Origin of the sequence: Tsukamurella sp. USMM236 (assembly GCF_037148755.1) — a bacterium.
GTDB lineage: Bacteria > Actinomycetota > Actinomycetes > Mycobacteriales > Mycobacteriaceae > Tsukamurella.
The window spans coordinates 120,442-136,275 of the sequence record NZ_JBBCSS010000010.1; the positions used below are offsets into that span (position 1 = coordinate 120,442).

Genomic DNA, 15,834 nt, shown 5'->3' on the forward strand with positions numbered 1-15,834 from the left:
CGGGCGCGGGACTAGCCGGGAGGGGGTTGACAATCCCCTGACCCGACGCTATGTGCGCAGGTCACGGCTTCTCCCCCGGCCCCGCGGTGCCGTACGGTGCTGCCATGTCGCGCACCAGATGGACCGTCGGGGTACGGGTCGCTCCCCTCGTGGTGGTGCCCGTGCTGCTCGCGGTGAGCGTGTACCCCGGACGCTTCCACGCCTCGCCCGCGTACATCGCGGGATCGATGCTCGCCGCCGCGCTGTTCGCCCTCGGGGGCCGCGCGCCGTTCGCCGTCTCGATCGCCCTGTCCGTGCTGTGCGGTGGCCTGCTCTCCGCGGAGGCCTGGGGGCCGGCGGGCCTCGTGCCCTACCTCGCAGCGCTCGCCCTCGCCGAGCTCGCGGCCTCGCAGCGGCCTCGGTGGCAGGTGGTCACGGCGACACTCGTGTGGGCGGCCTGCTACATCACCGGATCGCTGTTCGACAACGAGCAGCACACGCTGATCCGGGTGCTGGCCGAGACGCTCAGCTTCGTCGGGCTCCCCGTCGTGGGCGGGCTGTACATGCGGGAGCGGTTCGCGCAGGCGGAACGCGAGCGGCGAGCTCTCGCGGAGGAGGCGCTCCAGGCCCGCCGCGACGAGCGCGCCGCCCTCGCCCGCGAGCTGCACGACCTGATGGCCCACCACATGTCGGCGATCTCGCTGCGCGTCGGCGTCGCGCGCACCGTCTACGCGGGCATCGACCCCGGCCTCGACGAGGTCCTCGCGGACATCCACGGGACGGCGACGGACTCCCTCGCCGACATCCGGCGGCTGCTGGCCGCGATGCGGGCGCGGGAGCCCGTGCAGGACCGGACGATCGACGACACCGACGCCGAGCTGCGGCGGGCGGTGGAGCGCACCGTCGACGCGGGCTTCGACGTCCGCGCGCGCATCGACCTGGGTGAAGCCGGCCCCGCCGCGATCGACGCCCTGACCCTGGTGCGGGTCGTGCAGGAGGCGCTCACGAACGTCATGAAGCACGCGCCCCGCGGCGCGACGGTCACCGTCGACGTGGGCGCGGCCGACGGCGCGTGGGAGGCCTGGGTCACGAGTCCGCTTCCCGCGCACGGGCACCGCGGGCACGGCTACGGGCTCACCGGGATGGCCGAACGCGCGGAGCTCGCCGGCGGCACCATCACCACCGGACCCGACGGTGACCGGTGGGTGGTCGCGCTGTCCGTGCCGATCCGCGCCGCCTGACGCAGCGGACGCGACTACCCGGAGGCGAAGCGCGCCAGCTCGACCCGGGACCGCGCGCCCGTCTTCTGCCGCAAGTTCGCGATGTGCGCCTTCACCGTCGACTCGGCGACATGCAGCCGACCGGCGATGGCCGCGTTGCCCAACCCGTCGGCGACCAGCGCGAGCACGTCGCGCTCGCGGTCGGTGAGCGGCACCGCGGGCTCCGCCCCCGACGGTTCCGCGGTGGCGGAGCGGGCGCGCAGGGCCTCGTCGAGCACCCGGCGCGCGGGGCCGGGCGACATGGGTACCTCGCCGCCGAGCGCCCGCCGCAGGCCGTCGAGCAGCGCTTCCGGGGCGATGTCCTTGACCAGGAAGCCCACGGCGCCCGCGGCGAGCGCCGGATACATGTGATCGTCGTCGTCGAACGTGGTCAGCACGACGATCCGGGCGGACGGGTCCGCGGCGATGATCCGCTCGATGCCGTGCACCCCGTCGGCGCCGGGCATCCGCAGGTCCATGAGCACGACGTCGGGCGCGAGCTCGCGGTAGGCGCGGGCGGCCTCGTCGCCGTTGGTCGCCTCGCCCGCGACGGTGAAGTCGGGGGCGGCGGTGAGCAGCATCTTCAGGCCGTCGCGGATCAGCCGCTGGTCGTCGACGATCAACACACTGCTCACGAGAGACGATCCTAGACGCGGACGTGCCCGCACCCGGCCCCGTCGGTGACGTCAGCCCTGCGCCTCGCGGACGGCCCGCTCGATCCTCTCCCCGATCTCCTGGTCGATCCGCCGCCAGTAGTCGAAGGCGCGCTGGAGGACCGGCTCCGTCACCCCGTCGAGCAGGTGGCCCGAGACGTTCGACACCAGCCGCTCGCGCTGCGCGTCGTCCATCACGTCGCGGACCAGGGTGCCGGCCTGGCCCCAGTCGTCGTCCTCGCGATGCGCGACGTACGCCGCCCGCACCAGCTCGCCGTCGGCCGCCCACTGCGGCTCGGGCTGCCCGGGGTAGTCGGCGGCGGGGCCGCCCTTGGAGTTCGGGGCGTACACCGGATCCCGGACCGGATCGATCCGCATCGCGCCGTCCTTGGAGTAGCTCCGCACCTCGGTGCGCGGCCGGTTCACGGGGATCTGCTTGTAGTTCGCGCCGAGCCGCGCGCGGTGCGCGTCGGCGTACGCGAAGACACGACCGAGCAGCATCCGGTCCGGGCTGAATCCGATACCGGGGACGATGTTGCTGGGCTCGAACGCCGCCTGCTCGATCTGGCTGTGGTTGTCGGTGGGGTTGGTGTGCAATGTCATCCGACCGACCTCCTGCAGCGGGTAGTCGGCGTGCGGCCACACCTTGGTCAGGTCGAACGGGTTGAACCGGTAGTCGGCCGCGTCGTCGAAGGGCATCAACTGGACCTTGAGCGTCCAGCTCGGGTGCTCGCCGCGGGCGATGGCGTCGAAGAGGTCGCGTACGTGGAAGTCGCCGTCGGCTCCCGCCAGCCGATCGGCCTCGTCCTGCGTGAGCGTCTCGACGCCCTGGTCCGACACGAAGTGGTACTTGACCCAGTGCTTGACGCCCTCGGCGTTGACCCACAGGTACGTGTGCGAGCTGTAGCCGTTCATGTGCCGCCACGACTTCGGGATACCGCGATCGCCCATCAGCCAGGTGACCTGGTGCGCGGACTCCGGCGACAGGGTCCAGAAGTCCCACTGCATGTCGTGGTCGCGGAGGTTGTTGTCGGCGCGGCGCTTCTGCGAACGGATGAAGTGCTGGAACTTCATCGGGTCCTTGATGAAGAACACGGGGGTGTTGTTGCCGACCATGTCGTACACGCCCGCGGGCGTGTAGAACTTGAGCGCGAAGCCCCGCGGATCGCGCCAGGTGTCGGGGCTTCCGCGCTCCCCCGCCACCGTCGAGAACCGGGCCATCATCTCGGTCTTCGCGCCGGGCGCGAAGACCTCCGCGCACGTGAAGGCGGTGACGTCGGCGGTCGTCTCGAACGTGCCGAAGGCGCCGCTGCCCTTCGCGTGCGGCTGGCGTTCGGCGATCCGCTCCCGGTTGAACTGCGCCATCTGCTCGATGAGGTAGTGGTCGTGCAGGGCGATGGGGCCGGCGGCGCCGACGGTCAACGAGAGCTCGTCGCTCCCGGCGGGCGCTCCGGAATCGGAAGTGGTGAAGTTCGCGTTCTCGGACATGGCTGTTCTCCTCCGCGTATGTGGTTGTCGTTCAGGACCGTTCACACCCGTCGGGCTGGTCGACGAGCGGAAGCGGGGTCCTCTCCCCACGGTAGCGAAGACGAACGAGCCCCGCCCGGACGGATCCGGACGGGGCTCGTACGTACGAGGTACTGCTATCAGCCCTTGTGCGCCTTGACGGCCGCGGTGAGCTGCGGGGCGACGTCGAACAGGTCGCCCACGATGCCGTAGTCGGCGATCTCGAAGATCGGGGCCTCTTCGTCCTTGTTGACGGCCACGATGGTCTTCGAGGTCTGCATGCCGGCGCGGTGCTGGATGGCGCCCGAGATGCCCAGGGCGATGTACAGCTGCGGCGACACGGTCTTGCCGGTCTGGCCCACCTGGAACTGGCCCGGGTAGTAGCCCGAGTCGACGGCGGCACGCGAGGCGCCGACGGCGGCACCCAGCGAGTCGGCGAGCTCCTCGACGACCGAGAACTTCTCGGCCGAGCCCACACCACGACCACCGGAGACGACGATCGTCGCCTCGGTGAGCTCCGGACGGCTGCCGCCCTGGATCGGGTTCTTCGAGGTGATCTTCACCGCGTTCTCGGCCTCGGCCGGGACCGCGACGTCGACGATCTCACCCGCGCCGGCGACACCGTCGGCCTCGATGGCGCCGGGGCGCAGCGAGGCGACGGGGGTGTCGCCACCCGCGGTCGCGTCGACGGTGAACGAGCCACCGAAGATCGAGTGGACGGCGGCGCCACCCGGGCCGAACGAGATCGCGTCGGCGATCAGGCCGGAGCCGAGGCGCGCGGCGACGCGGCCGGCCACCTCCTTGCCCTCGAACGTGGCGGCGGTGAGCACGGCGGCGGCGCCGGTGCTCTCGGCGAGCTCGGCGAGCACGGCGACCTTCGGGGTCACCAGGTAGCCGTCGGCGTCGGCCGACTCCGCGCGGTAGATCTTGGCGGCGCCGGCGGCCTTGAGCTGCTCGGCGACGGCGTCGGTGGTGCCGGGGGCGCCCACGACGACGGCGGACGGCTCACCCAGGGCGTTGGCGGCGGTCAGCAGCTCGGCGGTGACCTTCTTCAGATTCCCGTCGACCTGCTCGACGAGGACGAGTACTTCTGCCATATCGGCTTCTCTCCTTATGAGTGGATTCGAGGGGTCTTAGATGATCTTCTGGCCGATGAGGAAGGCCGCGACCTTGTCGCCGCCGTCGCCCTCGTCCACGACCTTCTCGCCCGCCTCCTTGGCCGGCTTCGGGGTCACGCCCGTGACGGTGGTGCCGGCGTTCGCGCCGCCGACCTCGTCGAGCTCCACGCCGATCTCCGCGAGGGAGAGGACGTTGATCTCCTTCTTCTTCGCGGCCATGATGCCCTTGAAGGAGGGGAAGCGGGGCTCGTTGATCTTCTCGTTCACCGAGACGATCGCGGGGAGCGAGGCCTCGAGCTCGAAGAGACCCTCGTCGGTCTCGCGCTCCGCCTTCAGAGCGTCACCCTCGACGGTGAGCTTGCGCAGGTGCGTGAGCTGGGGCAGGCCCAGGTACTCGGCCAGGATGGCCGGGACGGCGCCGACGCGACCGTCGGTGGCCTCGTTGCCGGCGATGACGAGCTCGACGCCCTCGATGGTGCCGAGCGCGCGGGCGATCACCCAGGAGGTCTGGATGGCGTCCGAGCCGTGCATGGCGTCGTCCTGCACGTGGACGGCCTTGTCGGCGCCCATGGACAGAGCCTTGCGGATCGCATCGGTGGCGCTGGCGGGACCGACGGTCAGCACGGTGACCTCGCCGCCGTTGGCCTCCTTGATCTGGAGGGCCTGCTCGACGGCCTTCTCGTTGATCTCGTCCAGGTACGGGTCGATCGACCGGTCGAGGCTGAAGTCATCGGCCAGCTTGCGCTCGGAACCCGTATCCGGGACCTGCTTGATCAGTACGACTACGTTCGTCATTGGTCTTCGTCGACCTCCATCGATGATCGGATACTCGTAGGCACATTCTCACACTGCCGCGAGGGACGGAAATCCTCCCCCGCCTCAGGTTCGGCGAGTAGAACTTAGCACCGCCTCACGACACTGTTTAACGCCAGAGTAAGTTACCGATTGGTAACTGTCCATGTGGGATGGCCCACCCCCGTCGACGACTAGGCTGAGAAGAATGTGTGACCCGCTGCCCCTGACCGGCGAGCGAACCGTTCCCGGAATCCCCGAGGAGAACTACTGGTTCCGCCGGCACGAGATCGCCTATCTCGCGATCGTCGACCGCTACGCCGGGAAGTCGGTCTTCGAGGCCGGCAGCGGCGAGGGCTACGGCGCCGCGATGCTCGCCGACGGCGGCGCGACGGTGACCGCGCTCGACTACGACGAGTCCGCCGTCGCGCACGTGCGCGCCGCGTACCCGAAGGTCACGATGCTGCACGGCAACCTCGCGGAGCTGCCGCTGGACGACGCGTCCGTCGACGCCGTCGTGAACTTCCAGGTGATCGAGCACCTGTGGGACCAGCCGCAGTTCCTCCGCGAGGTCGCCCGCATCCTGCGCCCCGGCGGCGAGCTCGCGATCTCCACCCCCAACCGCGTGACCTTCTCCCCCGGCCGCGACACCCCGCTCAATCCGTTCCACACCCGCGAGCTCAACTCGGCCGAGCTGGTCGAGCTGCTCGAGGACGCGGGATTCGAGGTGAACGAGAAGCTCGGCGTCTACCACGGCGCGCGGCTGGCAGAGCTGGACCGCCGTCACGGCGGCAGCTTCATCGACGCGCAGATCGAGCGGTCGCTGGCCGGCGAGCCCTGGCCGGAGGAGCTGTCGAACGACGTCGCCGCCGTCGCGGCGCAGGACTTCGACCTGCGCGCCGACGCCCCGGACAGCCTCGACCTGTTCTTCTACGCGAGGAAGCCGTGACCGCCGGGCGCGAGCCCGGGATGATCGCCTTCGTCCTGCATTCCCACCTGCCGTGGCTCGCCCACCACGGCGCGTGGCCCGTCGGCGAGGAGTGGCTGTACCAGTCGTGGGCGGCCTCCTACCTGCCGATGGCGGAGATGCTCGACCGGCTCGCGGCCGAGGGCCGCACCGACCAGCTCACGCTCGGCGTGACCCCCGTGCTCGCCGCGCAGCTCGACGACCCGTACTGCCTCGAAGCCATGCACCACTACCTCGGCAACTGGCAGCTCCGCGCCCACGAGGCCGCCCTCTCCGGGCGCCCCGCCGCGGCGGAACTCGGCGCGCGCGAGCACCGCAACGCCGCGCACGCCCTCGAGCTGTTCGAGACCCGCTGGCGCCACGGCGGCAGCCCCGTGCTGCGCCGGCTGGCCGACGCGGGCACCGTCGAACTGCTCGGCGGCCCCCTGGCGCACCCCTTCCAGCCCCTGCTCCACCCCCGCCTGCGCGAGCTGTCGCTGCGCGAGGGCCTCGCCTACGGCACGTCCCGGCTCGGCTCCCCCGCCCGGACCGGGATCTGGGCGCCCGAGTGCGCCTACAAGCCCGGCATGGAGACCGGCTACGAGGCCGCCGGCGTCACGCACTTCATGGTCGACGGGCCCACCCTCGGGGGCGACACCGCCCTCGCGCGCCCGGTCGGCGACTCCTCCGTCCTCGCCTTCGGCCGGGACCTGCCCGTGAGCTACCGCGTGTGGTCGCCCAAGTCCGGCTACCCCGGCCACGCCGCCTACCGCGACTTCTACGCCCACGACCACGCCACCGGCCTCAAGCCCAGCCGGGTGACCGGCAAGAACGTCGCCGAGGCCGACAAGGCGCCGTACGACCCCGCGCGCGCCGACGCGGTGATCGACAAGCACGTCGCCGACTTCGTGGACACCGTCGTGGCGCGCGTCCGCTCCGAGAGCGCGCGCATCGGCCGCGACGCCCTCGTGGTCGCCGCCTTCGACACCGAGCTCTTCGGCCACTGGTGGTACGAGGGCCCGATCTGGCTCGAGCGCGTCCTGCGCGCCCTGCCGGAGGCAGGGGTCCGCGTCGGCACGCTGCGCTCCGCCGCCGAGGCCGGGTACGTGGGCGCGGCCCGCGAGATCCCCGCGAGCTCGTGGGGCTCGGGCAAGGACTGGCACGTCTGGGACGGCCCGCTCGTGCGCGAGTTCGTCGAGCTCAACGAGGAGATCACCACGACGGTGCTGCGGGTCCTGGACAAGCGGGCCGGACGCACGCGCGACGTGGTGAGCGACCAGGTGCTGCAGGAGGCACTGATGTGCCTGCAGTCCGACTGGCCGTTCATGGTCTCCAAGGACACCGCCGCGGCGTACGCCCGCGACCGCGCCTACAAGCACGCCCACGCCCTGCGGGAGATCGCCGAGGCCGCCGAGCGCGGCGACGAGGCCCGCGCCGTCGCGCTGGCCCGCACCTGGCGGCTGGCCGACGATCCGTTCCCCGGCCTCGACGCCCGGCGCCTCCCCGCGCCGCTGGGAGGGTTCTGACATGCGCGTCCTGCTCGTCTCCTGGGAGTACCCGCCCGTCGTGGTCGGCGGCCTCGGCCGGCACGTCCACCACCTCGCGCTGCAACTGCGCGACCAGGGCCACGAGGTGGTCGTCGTCTCGCGCCAGCCGACGGGTACCGACCCCCGCAGCCACCCGACGTCCGACGCCGTCGTCGACGGGATCCGCGTCATCATGGCCGCCGAGGATCCGCTGGCCCTCGACTTCGGCACCGACATGATGCCGTGGGTGCTGTCGATGGGGCACTCCATGCTCCGGGCGGGCCTGCGGCTGGCCGGGTACAACCCGACCGCCGGCGAGGACGCCCTGCACGGCGCCGGCACCGTCGGCCGGCCCTGGGTGCCCGACGTGGTGCACGCCCACGACTGGCTCGCCGCGCACGCGGCCGTCGGCCTCGCCGAGGCCTTCGACGCGCCCCTCGTCGCGACGATCCACGCCACCGAGGCGGGCCGGCACAGCGGCTGGGTCTCCGGGCCCGTCAACCGGCAGGTGCACTCCACCGAGTGGTGGCTCGCCAACGAGGCCGACGCGGTGATCGCCTGCTCGCGCTCGATGTCCGACGAGGTGAACCGCCTCTTCGGGCCCGGACTCGCGCAGCTGCACACCATCGCGAACGGCATCGACGCCACGGCCTGGCCCTACCGGGACCGGTCCCGCACCGCCGCCCGACGGGGCGCGCCCCGCCTGCTGTACGTCGGCCGGCTGGAGTACGAGAAGGGCGTGCAGGACCTCATCGCCGCGCTGGCCCGGGTGCGCCGCACGCACCCCGGGACCACGCTGACGGTGGCCGGCGACGGGACGCAGGCCACGTGGCTGCGCGAGGTCGCGCGGGAGCAGCGGGTGCTGCGGGCCGTCGAGTTCACGGGCGCCCTCGACCACGAGGAGCTGGTCGCGCAGCTGCACTCGGCCGACGCCCTGGTGATCCCGTCCCGCTACGAGCCCTTCGGCATCGTCGCGCTCGAGGGCGCCGCGACGGGCATCCCCGTCATCGCGACCACCGCCGGCGGCCTGGCGGATTTCATCCGCACGGACGAGACGGGCCTGTCCGTCGAGCCCGCCGACGTACCCGGCCTCACCGCCGCGATCCGCGCCGTGCTCGACGATCCGGCATCCTCGCACCGCTGGGCCGCCGCGGCGCGCGCCGAGGTGGAGGAGCTCACCTGGGAGGCCGTCGCCCGCGAGACGACGCAGGTCTACCTCGCCGCGAAGCGGCGTCCGCGCACCCCGCTCGGGCGGCGCGTGATCGACGAGCGGCCCCTCCCCGAGCGCGATCCGACGAATCCGCTCTAGGTCGGCCCGGGCCCCCGACCTGCACGATGTGCATCATCGTGAATCCTGTGGCACGGTCGATTCATGACAGCGCGTTTGTTAGACCTCCTTCCCATGGACCACGGGAAGCAGCACGCGTGCTGATCCGCAACGAGACGCCGGAGGATCACGCCGCGGTCGCGGACGTCCACCGGAGCGCGTTCGCCCCCATGACGCCGCCCGGGCGCACGGAGCCGCTGGAGGTCGTTCTGGTCGAGGCGCTGCGGCTCAGCGGCGCCTGGATCGACGAGCTCTCCTTCGTCGCCGAGGACGACGAGGGCGCCGTGATCGGCCACGTCTGCCTCACCCGCGCCGCCGTCGGCGAGACGCCCGTGCTCGCCGCGGGGCCGCTCGGCGTGCGCTCCGAGGCGCAGGCCCAGGGCATCGGCTCGGCGTTGATCCTCGCCGCGCTCGGCGCCGCCGACGCCCTCGGCGAGCGGCTCGTCGCGCTGCTCGGCCACAAGGACTACTACCCGCGCTTCGGTTTCGTCCCCGGCACCGAGGTCGGCATCGAGCCCGACGTCGCGGAGTGGTCCGGAGACTCGTTCATGGTGCGCACGCTCGGCGCGTACACCCCGGACGTGCGGGGCCAGTTCCGCTACGCCCGCCCGTTCTACGTGCTGTAGCTCCTAGCCTGCGTCGAACTCCGCACGACGGTCGCGCGCCCACTGCGCGAACGGCCGGGCCACCCGCCCGGTGAGCGCTGCCAGGTCATCCGTCACGAGTCGGGACGCCGGACGCGACCGCGCCGCCTCGACCACCGCTTCTGCCAACGCGCGGGGACGGCCGTCGGCGAGGAGCTGCGCCAGGGCGGCGCCGTACGGCACCGCCTCGAACCGCAACGCCCGGCCGAGGACCGCGCCGAGCGCGTCGACCTGCTCGGCCCGGTCGATCGGTCGCGGGCCGGTGATCCTGTGCAACTCCCCCGCCCGCGGGTCGAGGAGCACCGCGGCCGAGGCGGCGGCCACGTCCCGCTCGTCGACGACCGCCGTCGGCGCCGTGGCGGGTCCACGCACGACGTCGCCGGCCGCGAGTTGAGCCCGCCACCCGCGGGCGTTCGACGCCAGGGTGTCCGAGCGCAGCACGGTCACGGGGACGCCCGTCGCGCTGAGGAGCGCCTCCATATCCGCGTGCGTCCGGGCGATCGGATCGGGCTCCGCACCGACGTCCGCCGCCGCATCGATCGCGGTCGACGAGAGGTACACGACCCGCGTCCCGGACTCCGTGAGGGCGTCGACGACCGGCCCGGACTGGGCGGTGCCGAGGAAGGGCCACATCAGCAGGACGGCGTCCACGTCGCGCAATGCCGCGCGCACCTCGGCACCGTCGGTGAGGTCCCCCATGACCAGGTCGTGCACCGCATTGGCGGGCGGCGTCCGGACCATCCCGCGCACGGCGGCACCGTCGGCGCGCAGGCGCGCCACGATCTCCCGTCCCAGGTTCCCTGCAGCACCGGTCACCAGGACCAGTCCATTCGAAGTGCGACTCATGGGCGAGAATGTAGGGGTTCAAGTCGACCTGAAGGCAAGGGCGCGATGACGATCGGTGAAGTTGCGGCGCTGCTGGGCGTCGAGGCGCACGTCCTGCGGCACTGGGAGGACGTGGGCGCGCTCATCGTCGCGCGCGACTCCCACGGCTATCGCCGCTACGACGCCGCCGCGGTCGAGCAGGCGCGCACGGTGCTCAAGCTGCGCGCCGTCGGCCTGTCACTGCCCGAGGTGATCGCGGCGATGGCCCCGACGAAGGCGGCGGCGCAGCCAGTCGTCGTGGCGAAGATCGAGGCCCTCGAGGCCGAGGTCCGCGCGCGCCGCGCGGCCATCACGTACCTGCAGCACACCGTCGACTGCCGGCACCGCTACCTCGACGACTGCCCCGAGTGCGCCACCTTCGTCCGCGCGCCCTAGCCGTTCCCCGGCAGCCCGCGGGCCTCGGCCTTCTTGCGCTCGATGTCGGCGAGCGCGCGCTCGAGCTCGGCGCGCTCGGCGATGGACGCGTCCCACATGTCCTTGCGGTTCTTCACCACGCGCGCCGGCGAGCCGACGGCGATCGAGTAGGGCGGGATCTCCCCGCGCACCACGGCGTGCGCGCCGAGCACGGTGCCGTGGCCGATGAGGGTGTTGCGGGTGACGGTGACCTTGGTGCCGACCCAGGTGTCGCCGCCGATGCGGACGGGCCCCTTGACGATGCCCTGGTCCTTGATGGGGATGTTGATGTCGTCCATCTTGTGGTCGAAGTCGCAGATGTAGCACCAGTCGGCGACGAGGGAGGCGGGCCCGAACTCGATGTCGAGGTAGCAGTTGACCACGTTGTCGCGGCCGAAGACCGACTTGTCGCCGATGCGCAGCGAGCCCTCGTGGCAGCGGATCTTGTTCGAGTCGCCGATGTGCACCCAGCGGCCGATCTCCATCCGGCCGAGGCCGGGCGTCGCGTGGATCTCGACGTTCTTGCCCAGGAAGACCATGCCCTTGAGCACGATGTGCGGGTTCGCCACCCGGAACTTCAGGAGGCGGAAGTACCGCACCAGGTACCAGGGAGTGTACGCCTTGTTCTTGAGGACCCAGCGCAGCGATGCGGGCGTGAGGAATCGCGCCTGCTGATCGGCCTGCCGCGCGTGCCGCCACCGCGATCGATACGGGGCGTTCCACATGCTCGTCATGCCGGGGAGCCTATCCGGCGGGTGCGCCCCGCCGGTCCGGTACCGCCGCCGCGCTAGTCTGTGGGGCGATCGTGGCAGTCGATAGTCGAGGGAGACACATGCGGTTGGGTAGGCGCGCGCTCACACTGGGCGCGACGGTGGCCGCCGCCGCGGTGCTGGTCTCCTGCACGCCCGACAACACCTGGGTGTACGCCGACGACTCCGCCTCCTGGCCCGGCATGTACGGCGACTCGCGCAACAACTCGTACGCGGAGAAGGACGCCGCCTCCTCCCTCGTCCCCGCCTGGACGCGCGACCTCGTCGGCCCCAACACCGTGCAGCCCGCGATCTCCAACCGCGGCGTGGTCTCGGTGACCGCCCGCACGGAGACCGGCTGCACCACGTTCAACCTCGAGCTCACCGTCGGCCGCAAGACCTACTGTCGCCGCGACGCCGCGGGCGCCGACCTGCAGGCCCCCGTCGTGGATCAGTTCGACTACACCTACCTCGGCATCCCCGGCTGGGTGTACAGCTTCAACGCCGACAACCAGGTGCGCTGGCGCTATCCCACCGCGGGCACCCCGCTGTGGATCAAGCTCGCCGGCGACAACACCGTGCTCGCCGTGACGCACCTCGGCCAGATGGTGCTCGTCGACACGCACGACGGGGACGCCGCGGGTGCCGCGATCGGACTGTTCCCGCAGGTCTCGGCGAACGCCAACGGCGCCGGCCTCGAGGACTGCGCGACCAACGGCCCCGGCTGCCCGGTGTCCGGGCCGCCCGCCGTCGACACGCAGGCCGAGCGCGCCTTCGTCGTCGTCGGGGCGAAGGGCGGACCGTCGAAGGTGATGGCGGTCGACTACGGCAAGAACGGCGGCGACCGGCACGACCTGCGGTACGCGTGGGAGCGCGCGGACCTGCCCGACGGTGCGATCGGCTCGCCCGCGCTGTCGACGGACCGCTCGACGCTGTACGTGAACCTGCGGGGCGAGAAGCTCGCCGCGCTCGACGCGAAGACCGGCGCCACGAAGTGGACGCACGACCTCGGGTACCAGAGCACGCTGCCCCCGTCGGTCTCGCCCGACGGGACGATCATCCCCGCCGCGCCCGGACTGCACCGCGCCTCGTTCGTCGCGCTCAAGGACGACGGCACGAGCGTCCGCGAGGCCTTCAAGCGCACCGACGTCGCGATGGTCTCCCCCGCCACGCAGATCCGCGGCGGCGTCGGCTACGCGGTGGTCCGCTCGTGGGCGGCCGTGCAGTCGCAGCTCATCGAGTTCCGCACCGACACCGGCACCACGCTGCGCACCTTCGACCTGCCGGACTCGGTGAAGTCCGCCTCGGGCGTCTCGATCGGGCCCGACGGCGAGCTGGTCACCGTCGGCGACGACGGGACCGTCTTCGCGTTCACGTCGGGCCGCCGCACGGGCGACAGCGTCGCCAAGAATTGACGCGCACGGGCACCGTCGCACGACGGTGCCCGGACGCTCGGGTCAGCGGTACGAGGGGCCGCGGTACGCGGTCAGAGCAGGGTGACCGGCAGCAGGTCCCGGAGCTCGTCGAGGCTCGTGCCGAAGGTCTCGAGCACGCGGACACCGTCGGGCCCGGTCTCGAAGACCGCGACGTCGGTGTACACCCGGTTGACGCAGCCGAGGCCGGTGAGCGGGTAGGTGCAGGCCGGGACGAGCTTGGACTCGCCGGACTTGCTGAACAGCGACATCATCACGTAGACCTGCTTCGCCCCGATGGCGAGGTCCATCGCGCCGCCGACGGCGGGGATGTCGCCCTCGCGGCCGGTGTGCCAGTTGGCGAGGTCGCCGCGCTCGGAGACCTGGTAGGCGCCGAGCACGCACACGTCGATGTGCCCGCCGCGCATCATGGCGAAGGAGTCGGCGTGGTGGAAGTAGGCCGCGCCGGGCTTCTCGGTGACGGGCACCTTGCCGGCGTTGGTGAGGTCCGGATCGACGGCGTCGCCCGTGGCCGTGGGCCCCATGCCGAGCATGCCGTTCTCGGTGTGCAGCACCACCTCGCGCTCGTCCGGCAGGTGGTCGGCGACCTTGGTGGGCTGGCCGATGCCGAGGTTGACGAAGGCGCCCCGCGGGATGTCGCTCGCGATCCGGGCGGCCAGCCGGTCCATCGTCATGCGCTGCTGCGTGGTCATCGTGCACCCTCCACGGTGTAGTGCCGAGCGGCGACCGGAACGATCCGGTCGACGTAGATGGACGGCGTGACGACCGCCTCGGGGTCGATCGTGCCGAGCGGGACGACCTCGTCGACCTGGACGATCGTGGTCGCGGCGGCCGTCGCCATGACGGGCCCGAAGTTGCGGGCGGTCTTGCGGTAGAGCAGGTTCCCCCACGGGTCGGACCGGTGGGCGGCGATGAGCGCGTAGTCGCCCCGGATGGGGAACTCGAGCAGGTACGTGCGCCCGTCGATCTCGCGGGACTCCTTGCCCTCGGCGAGCGGCGTGCCGACGGCCGTCGGGCAGTAGAAGCCGCCGATGCCCGCGCCCGCGGCGCGCATCCGCTCGGCCAGGTTGCCCTGCGGGACGACCTCGAGGTCCACCTTCCCCGCGCGGTAGAGCTCGTCGAAGACGTACGAGTCGCTCTGCCGGGGGAAGGAGCAGACGACCTTGCGGACGCGGCCGGCCGCGAGCAGCGCCGCGACCCCGACGTCGCCGTTGCCGGCGTTGTTGGAGACCACGGTGAGGTCGGTCGCGCCCTGCCGGATGAGGGCGTCGATGAGGTCGAAGGGCATGCCCGCCAGGCCGAAGCCGCCGATCAGGACCGTCGAACCGTCCTCGATGCCCGCGACGGCGTCGTCGACGCTCCCGTGCACCACTGCCTTGCTCATGCGCTTGCCTCCGTGTTCTCCGAGACGTTCTCCAGGACGACGGCGAGGCCCTGGCCCACGCCGATGCAGACGGCCGCGACGCCGTACCGCTCGCCGCGCGCCCGCAGGGCCTTCGCGAGGGTGCCCAGCAGTCGTCCGCCGGACGCGCCGAGCGGGTGCCCGAGCGCGATGGCGCCGCCGTAGGGATTGACGATCGCGGGGTCGATCCCCCACGCGTCGACGCACACCAGCGACTGCACCGCGAAGGCCTCGTTGAGTTCGACGACGCCGACCTCGTCCCAGGAGATCCCGGCGCGGGCGAGGGCCCGGTTCGCCGCCTCGACCGGGGCGTACCCGAACAGCTGCGGCTCCAGCGCCGCGGCGCCGCGGCCCGCGATCCGGGCGAGGGGGTCGAGCCCGATCGTCTCCGCCGCTGCACCCGAGCCCAGGAGGACCGCCGCCGCGCCGTCGCTGAGCGGGCTGGCATTGCCCGCGGTGATGGTCCCGTCGGGGCGGAAGGCGGGCTTGAGCGCCCCCAGCTTCTCGGCGGTGGACCCGGGCCGGACGTTCTCGTCGCGCTCGAGCCCGCCGACGGGGACCACGAGGTCGTCGTAGAAGCCCTCCTCCCACGCCGCGTGGGCCCGACGGTGCGACAGCGCCGCGAAGCCGTCCTGCCGCTCCCGGGAGACGGAGTACTTCTCGCCCAGTTGCTCGTTGGCCTCGCCGAGGCTCACCGTCCACTCGGGCGGCATCGCCGGGTTGACCAGGCGCCAGCCGAGGGTGGTCGACACCGCGGTGACGTCGCCTGCAGGAAAGGGCTTGGCGCTCTTGGGCAGTACCCAGGGCGCACGGGTCATGGACTCGACGCCGCCGGTGAGCACGACCTCGGCATCGCCGGTCTCGATCGCGCGGCTGCCCATCATCGCGGCGTCGAGGCCGGAGCCGCACAGGCGGTTCACCGTGGTCGCGGGGACGCCGACCGGGACCCCGGCGAGCAGCGCGGCCATCCGCCCGACGTTGCGGTTGTCCTCCCCGGCGCCGTTGGCGTTGCCCCAGACCACCTCGTCGACCGACGCGCCCGCGCCGAGGCCGGGGGCGCGGTCGAGCACGGCGCGGATCGCGGTCGCGGCCAGGTCGTCGGGTCGGACGGCGGCGAGGGCACCCGCGAACCGCCCGAAGGGCGTGCGTGCGGCGGTGTAGACGAAAGCTTCCATGGCTTCGACCGTAGGGCGAGACATACAGATACTGAAGTACCAAAATG

16 protein-coding genes are annotated in these 15,834 nt (G+C 72.1%); 7 read left to right on the top strand and 9 right to left on the bottom strand.

What is annotated here, in order from left to right; translation table 11 throughout:
* Positions 1–104 precede the first annotated feature (104 nt).
* On the top strand, positions 105–1,220 hold the full coding sequence (locus tag WFK95_RS23525; RefSeq protein WP_336672149.1) for a sensor histidine kinase: 1,116 nt from the start codon (positions 105–107) through the stop codon (positions 1,218–1,220).
* Positions 1,221–1,234: 14 nt separating this feature from the next.
* Here WFK95_RS23525 and WFK95_RS23530 read toward each other — a convergent pair whose 3' ends face one another.
* The 4 genes from WFK95_RS23530 to WFK95_RS23545 form a co-directional block, all read right to left on the bottom strand.
* Positions 1,235–1,873, bottom strand: coding sequence for a response regulator transcription factor (locus WFK95_RS23530; protein ID WP_336672150.1), 639 nt, complete (start codon positions 1,871–1,873; stop codon positions 1,235–1,237).
* A 51-nt stretch (positions 1,874–1,924) separates the two neighbouring features.
* The gene (locus WFK95_RS23535) at positions 1,925–3,379 is read right to left on the bottom strand and encodes a catalase (RefSeq protein ID WP_336672151.1); all 1,455 of its coding nucleotides are present in this window, start codon (positions 3,377–3,379) and stop codon (positions 1,925–1,927) included.
* Between the two features lie 158 nt (positions 3,380–3,537).
* Positions 3,538–4,494 (bottom strand): electron transfer flavoprotein subunit alpha/FixB family protein, encoded by a 957-nt coding sequence (locus WFK95_RS23540; RefSeq protein WP_336672152.1) that lies wholly within the window; start codon positions 4,492–4,494, stop codon positions 3,538–3,540.
* A gap of 36 nt (positions 4,495–4,530) precedes the next feature.
* A complete protein-coding gene (locus WFK95_RS23545; protein ID WP_224648341.1) occupies positions 4,531–5,310 on the bottom strand; it encodes an electron transfer flavoprotein subunit beta/FixA family protein in 780 nt (259 codons plus the stop codon).
* A 205-nt stretch (positions 5,311–5,515) separates the two neighbouring features.
* Here WFK95_RS23545 and WFK95_RS23550 point away from each other — a divergent pair, with 205 nt between their 5' ends.
* The 4 genes from WFK95_RS23550 (at position 5,516) to WFK95_RS23565 (ending at position 9,732) form a co-directional block, all read left to right on the top strand.
* The gene (locus WFK95_RS23550) at positions 5,516–6,256 is read left to right on the top strand and encodes a class I SAM-dependent methyltransferase (RefSeq protein ID WP_336672153.1); all 741 of its coding nucleotides are present in this window, start codon (positions 5,516–5,518) and stop codon (positions 6,254–6,256) included.
* Positions 6,257–6,276: 20 nt separating this feature from the next.
* The gene (locus tag WFK95_RS23555) at positions 6,277–7,779 is read left to right on the top strand and encodes a glycoside hydrolase family 57 protein (RefSeq protein ID WP_336672175.1); all 1,503 of its coding nucleotides are present in this window, start codon (positions 6,277–6,279) and stop codon (positions 7,777–7,779) included.
* Between the two features lies 1 nt (position 7,780).
* Positions 7,781–9,088, top strand: coding sequence for a glycosyltransferase family 4 protein (locus WFK95_RS23560; protein ID WP_336672154.1), 1,308 nt, complete (start codon positions 7,781–7,783; stop codon positions 9,086–9,088).
* Between the two features lie 116 nt (positions 9,089–9,204).
* Positions 9,205–9,732, top strand: coding sequence for a GNAT family N-acetyltransferase (locus WFK95_RS23565; RefSeq protein ID WP_336672155.1), 528 nt, complete (start codon positions 9,205–9,207; stop codon positions 9,730–9,732).
* A 3-nt stretch (positions 9,733–9,735) separates the two neighbouring features.
* Here the strand turns inward: WFK95_RS23565 and WFK95_RS23570 are convergent, their stop codons facing one another.
* Entirely contained in the window at positions 9,736–10,596 is an 861-nt protein-coding gene (locus WFK95_RS23570; protein ID WP_224648349.1) for an SDR family oxidoreductase, read from the bottom strand.
* Positions 10,597–10,641: 45 nt separating this feature from the next.
* On the opposite strand from WFK95_RS23570, the gene WFK95_RS23575 reads away from it, so the two are divergent.
* Positions 10,642–11,010 (top strand): MerR family transcriptional regulator, encoded by a 369-nt coding sequence (locus WFK95_RS23575; protein ID WP_224648351.1) that lies wholly within the window; start codon positions 10,642–10,644, stop codon positions 11,008–11,010.
* Here WFK95_RS23575 and WFK95_RS23580 read toward each other — a convergent pair.
* Entirely contained in the window at positions 11,007–11,762 is a 756-nt protein-coding gene (locus tag WFK95_RS23580; protein WP_224648353.1) for an acyltransferase, read from the bottom strand. The two genes, WFK95_RS23575 and WFK95_RS23580, sit on opposite strands and share 4 nt — an antisense overlap.
* A gap of 98 nt (positions 11,763–11,860) precedes the next feature.
* On the opposite strand from WFK95_RS23580, the gene WFK95_RS23585 reads away from it, so the two are divergent.
* The gene (locus tag WFK95_RS23585) at positions 11,861–13,192 is read left to right on the top strand and encodes a hypothetical protein (protein WP_336672156.1); all 1,332 of its coding nucleotides are present in this window, start codon (positions 11,861–11,863) and stop codon (positions 13,190–13,192) included.
* Between the two features lie 71 nt (positions 13,193–13,263).
* Here WFK95_RS23585 and WFK95_RS23590 read toward each other — a convergent pair whose 3' ends face one another.
* From WFK95_RS23590 to WFK95_RS23600, 3 genes are read right to left on the bottom strand one after another with little or no spacing between them, the layout of a single operon-like run.
* Positions 13,264–13,902, bottom strand: a complete 639-nt coding sequence (locus WFK95_RS23590) for a 3-oxoacid CoA-transferase subunit B (RefSeq protein WP_336672157.1) — start codon at positions 13,900–13,902, stop codon at positions 13,264–13,266.
* Positions 13,899–14,594 carry a 3-oxoacid CoA-transferase subunit A gene (locus WFK95_RS23595; protein ID WP_224648360.1) on the bottom strand — a complete coding sequence of 232 codons (696 nt, stop codon included), beginning with the start codon at positions 14,592–14,594 and terminating at the stop codon, positions 13,899–13,901. Before WFK95_RS23595 ends, WFK95_RS23590 begins: the two co-directional genes overlap by 4 nt.
* Positions 14,591–15,787, bottom strand: coding sequence for a thiolase family protein (locus WFK95_RS23600; RefSeq protein WP_336672158.1), 1,197 nt, complete (start codon positions 15,785–15,787; stop codon positions 14,591–14,593). The genes WFK95_RS23595 and WFK95_RS23600 overlap by 4 nt, the downstream gene beginning before the upstream one ends.
* Positions 15,788–15,834: the final 47 nt, after the last annotated feature.

Bases quoted from the DNA above. Each gene is read 5' to 3' on its own strand.
- WFK95_RS23525 (WP_336672149.1), top strand. From the start codon at position 105: ATGTCGCGCACCAGATGGACCGTCGGGGTACGGGTCGCTCCCCTCGTG.
- WFK95_RS23595 (WP_224648360.1), bottom strand. From the start codon at position 14,594: ATGAGCAAGGCAGTGGTGCACGGGAGCGTCGACGACGCCGTCGCGGGC.
- WFK95_RS23550 (WP_336672153.1), top strand. From the start codon at position 5,516: ATGTGTGACCCGCTGCCCCTGACCGGCGAGCGAACCGTTCCCGGAATC.
- WFK95_RS23580 (WP_224648353.1), bottom strand. From the start codon at position 11,762: ATGACGAGCATGTGGAACGCCCCGTATCGATCGCGGTGGCGGCACGCG.
- WFK95_RS23535 (WP_336672151.1), bottom strand. From the start codon at position 3,379: ATGTCCGAGAACGCGAACTTCACCACTTCCGATTCCGGAGCGCCCGCC.
- WFK95_RS23570 (WP_224648349.1), bottom strand. From the start codon at position 10,596: ATGAGTCGCACTTCGAATGGACTGGTCCTGGTGACCGGTGCTGCAGGG.
- WFK95_RS23590 (WP_336672157.1), bottom strand. From the start codon at position 13,902: ATGACCACGCAGCAGCGCATGACGATGGACCGGCTGGCCGCCCGGATC.
- WFK95_RS23545 (WP_224648341.1), bottom strand. From the start codon at position 5,310: ATGACGAACGTAGTCGTACTGATCAAGCAGGTCCCGGATACGGGTTCC.
- WFK95_RS23555 (WP_336672175.1), top strand. From the start codon at position 6,277: ATGATCGCCTTCGTCCTGCATTCCCACCTGCCGTGGCTCGCCCACCAC.
- WFK95_RS23600 (WP_336672158.1), bottom strand. From the start codon at position 15,787: ATGGAAGCTTTCGTCTACACCGCCGCACGCACGCCCTTCGGGCGGTTC.
- WFK95_RS23540 (WP_336672152.1), bottom strand. From the start codon at position 4,494: ATGGCAGAAGTACTCGTCCTCGTCGAGCAGGTCGACGGGAATCTGAAG.
- WFK95_RS23585 (WP_336672156.1), top strand. From the start codon at position 11,861: ATGCGGTTGGGTAGGCGCGCGCTCACACTGGGCGCGACGGTGGCCGCC.
- WFK95_RS23560 (WP_336672154.1), top strand. From the start codon at position 7,781: ATGCGCGTCCTGCTCGTCTCCTGGGAGTACCCGCCCGTCGTGGTCGGC.
- WFK95_RS23575 (WP_224648351.1), top strand. From the start codon at position 10,642: ATGACGATCGGTGAAGTTGCGGCGCTGCTGGGCGTCGAGGCGCACGTC.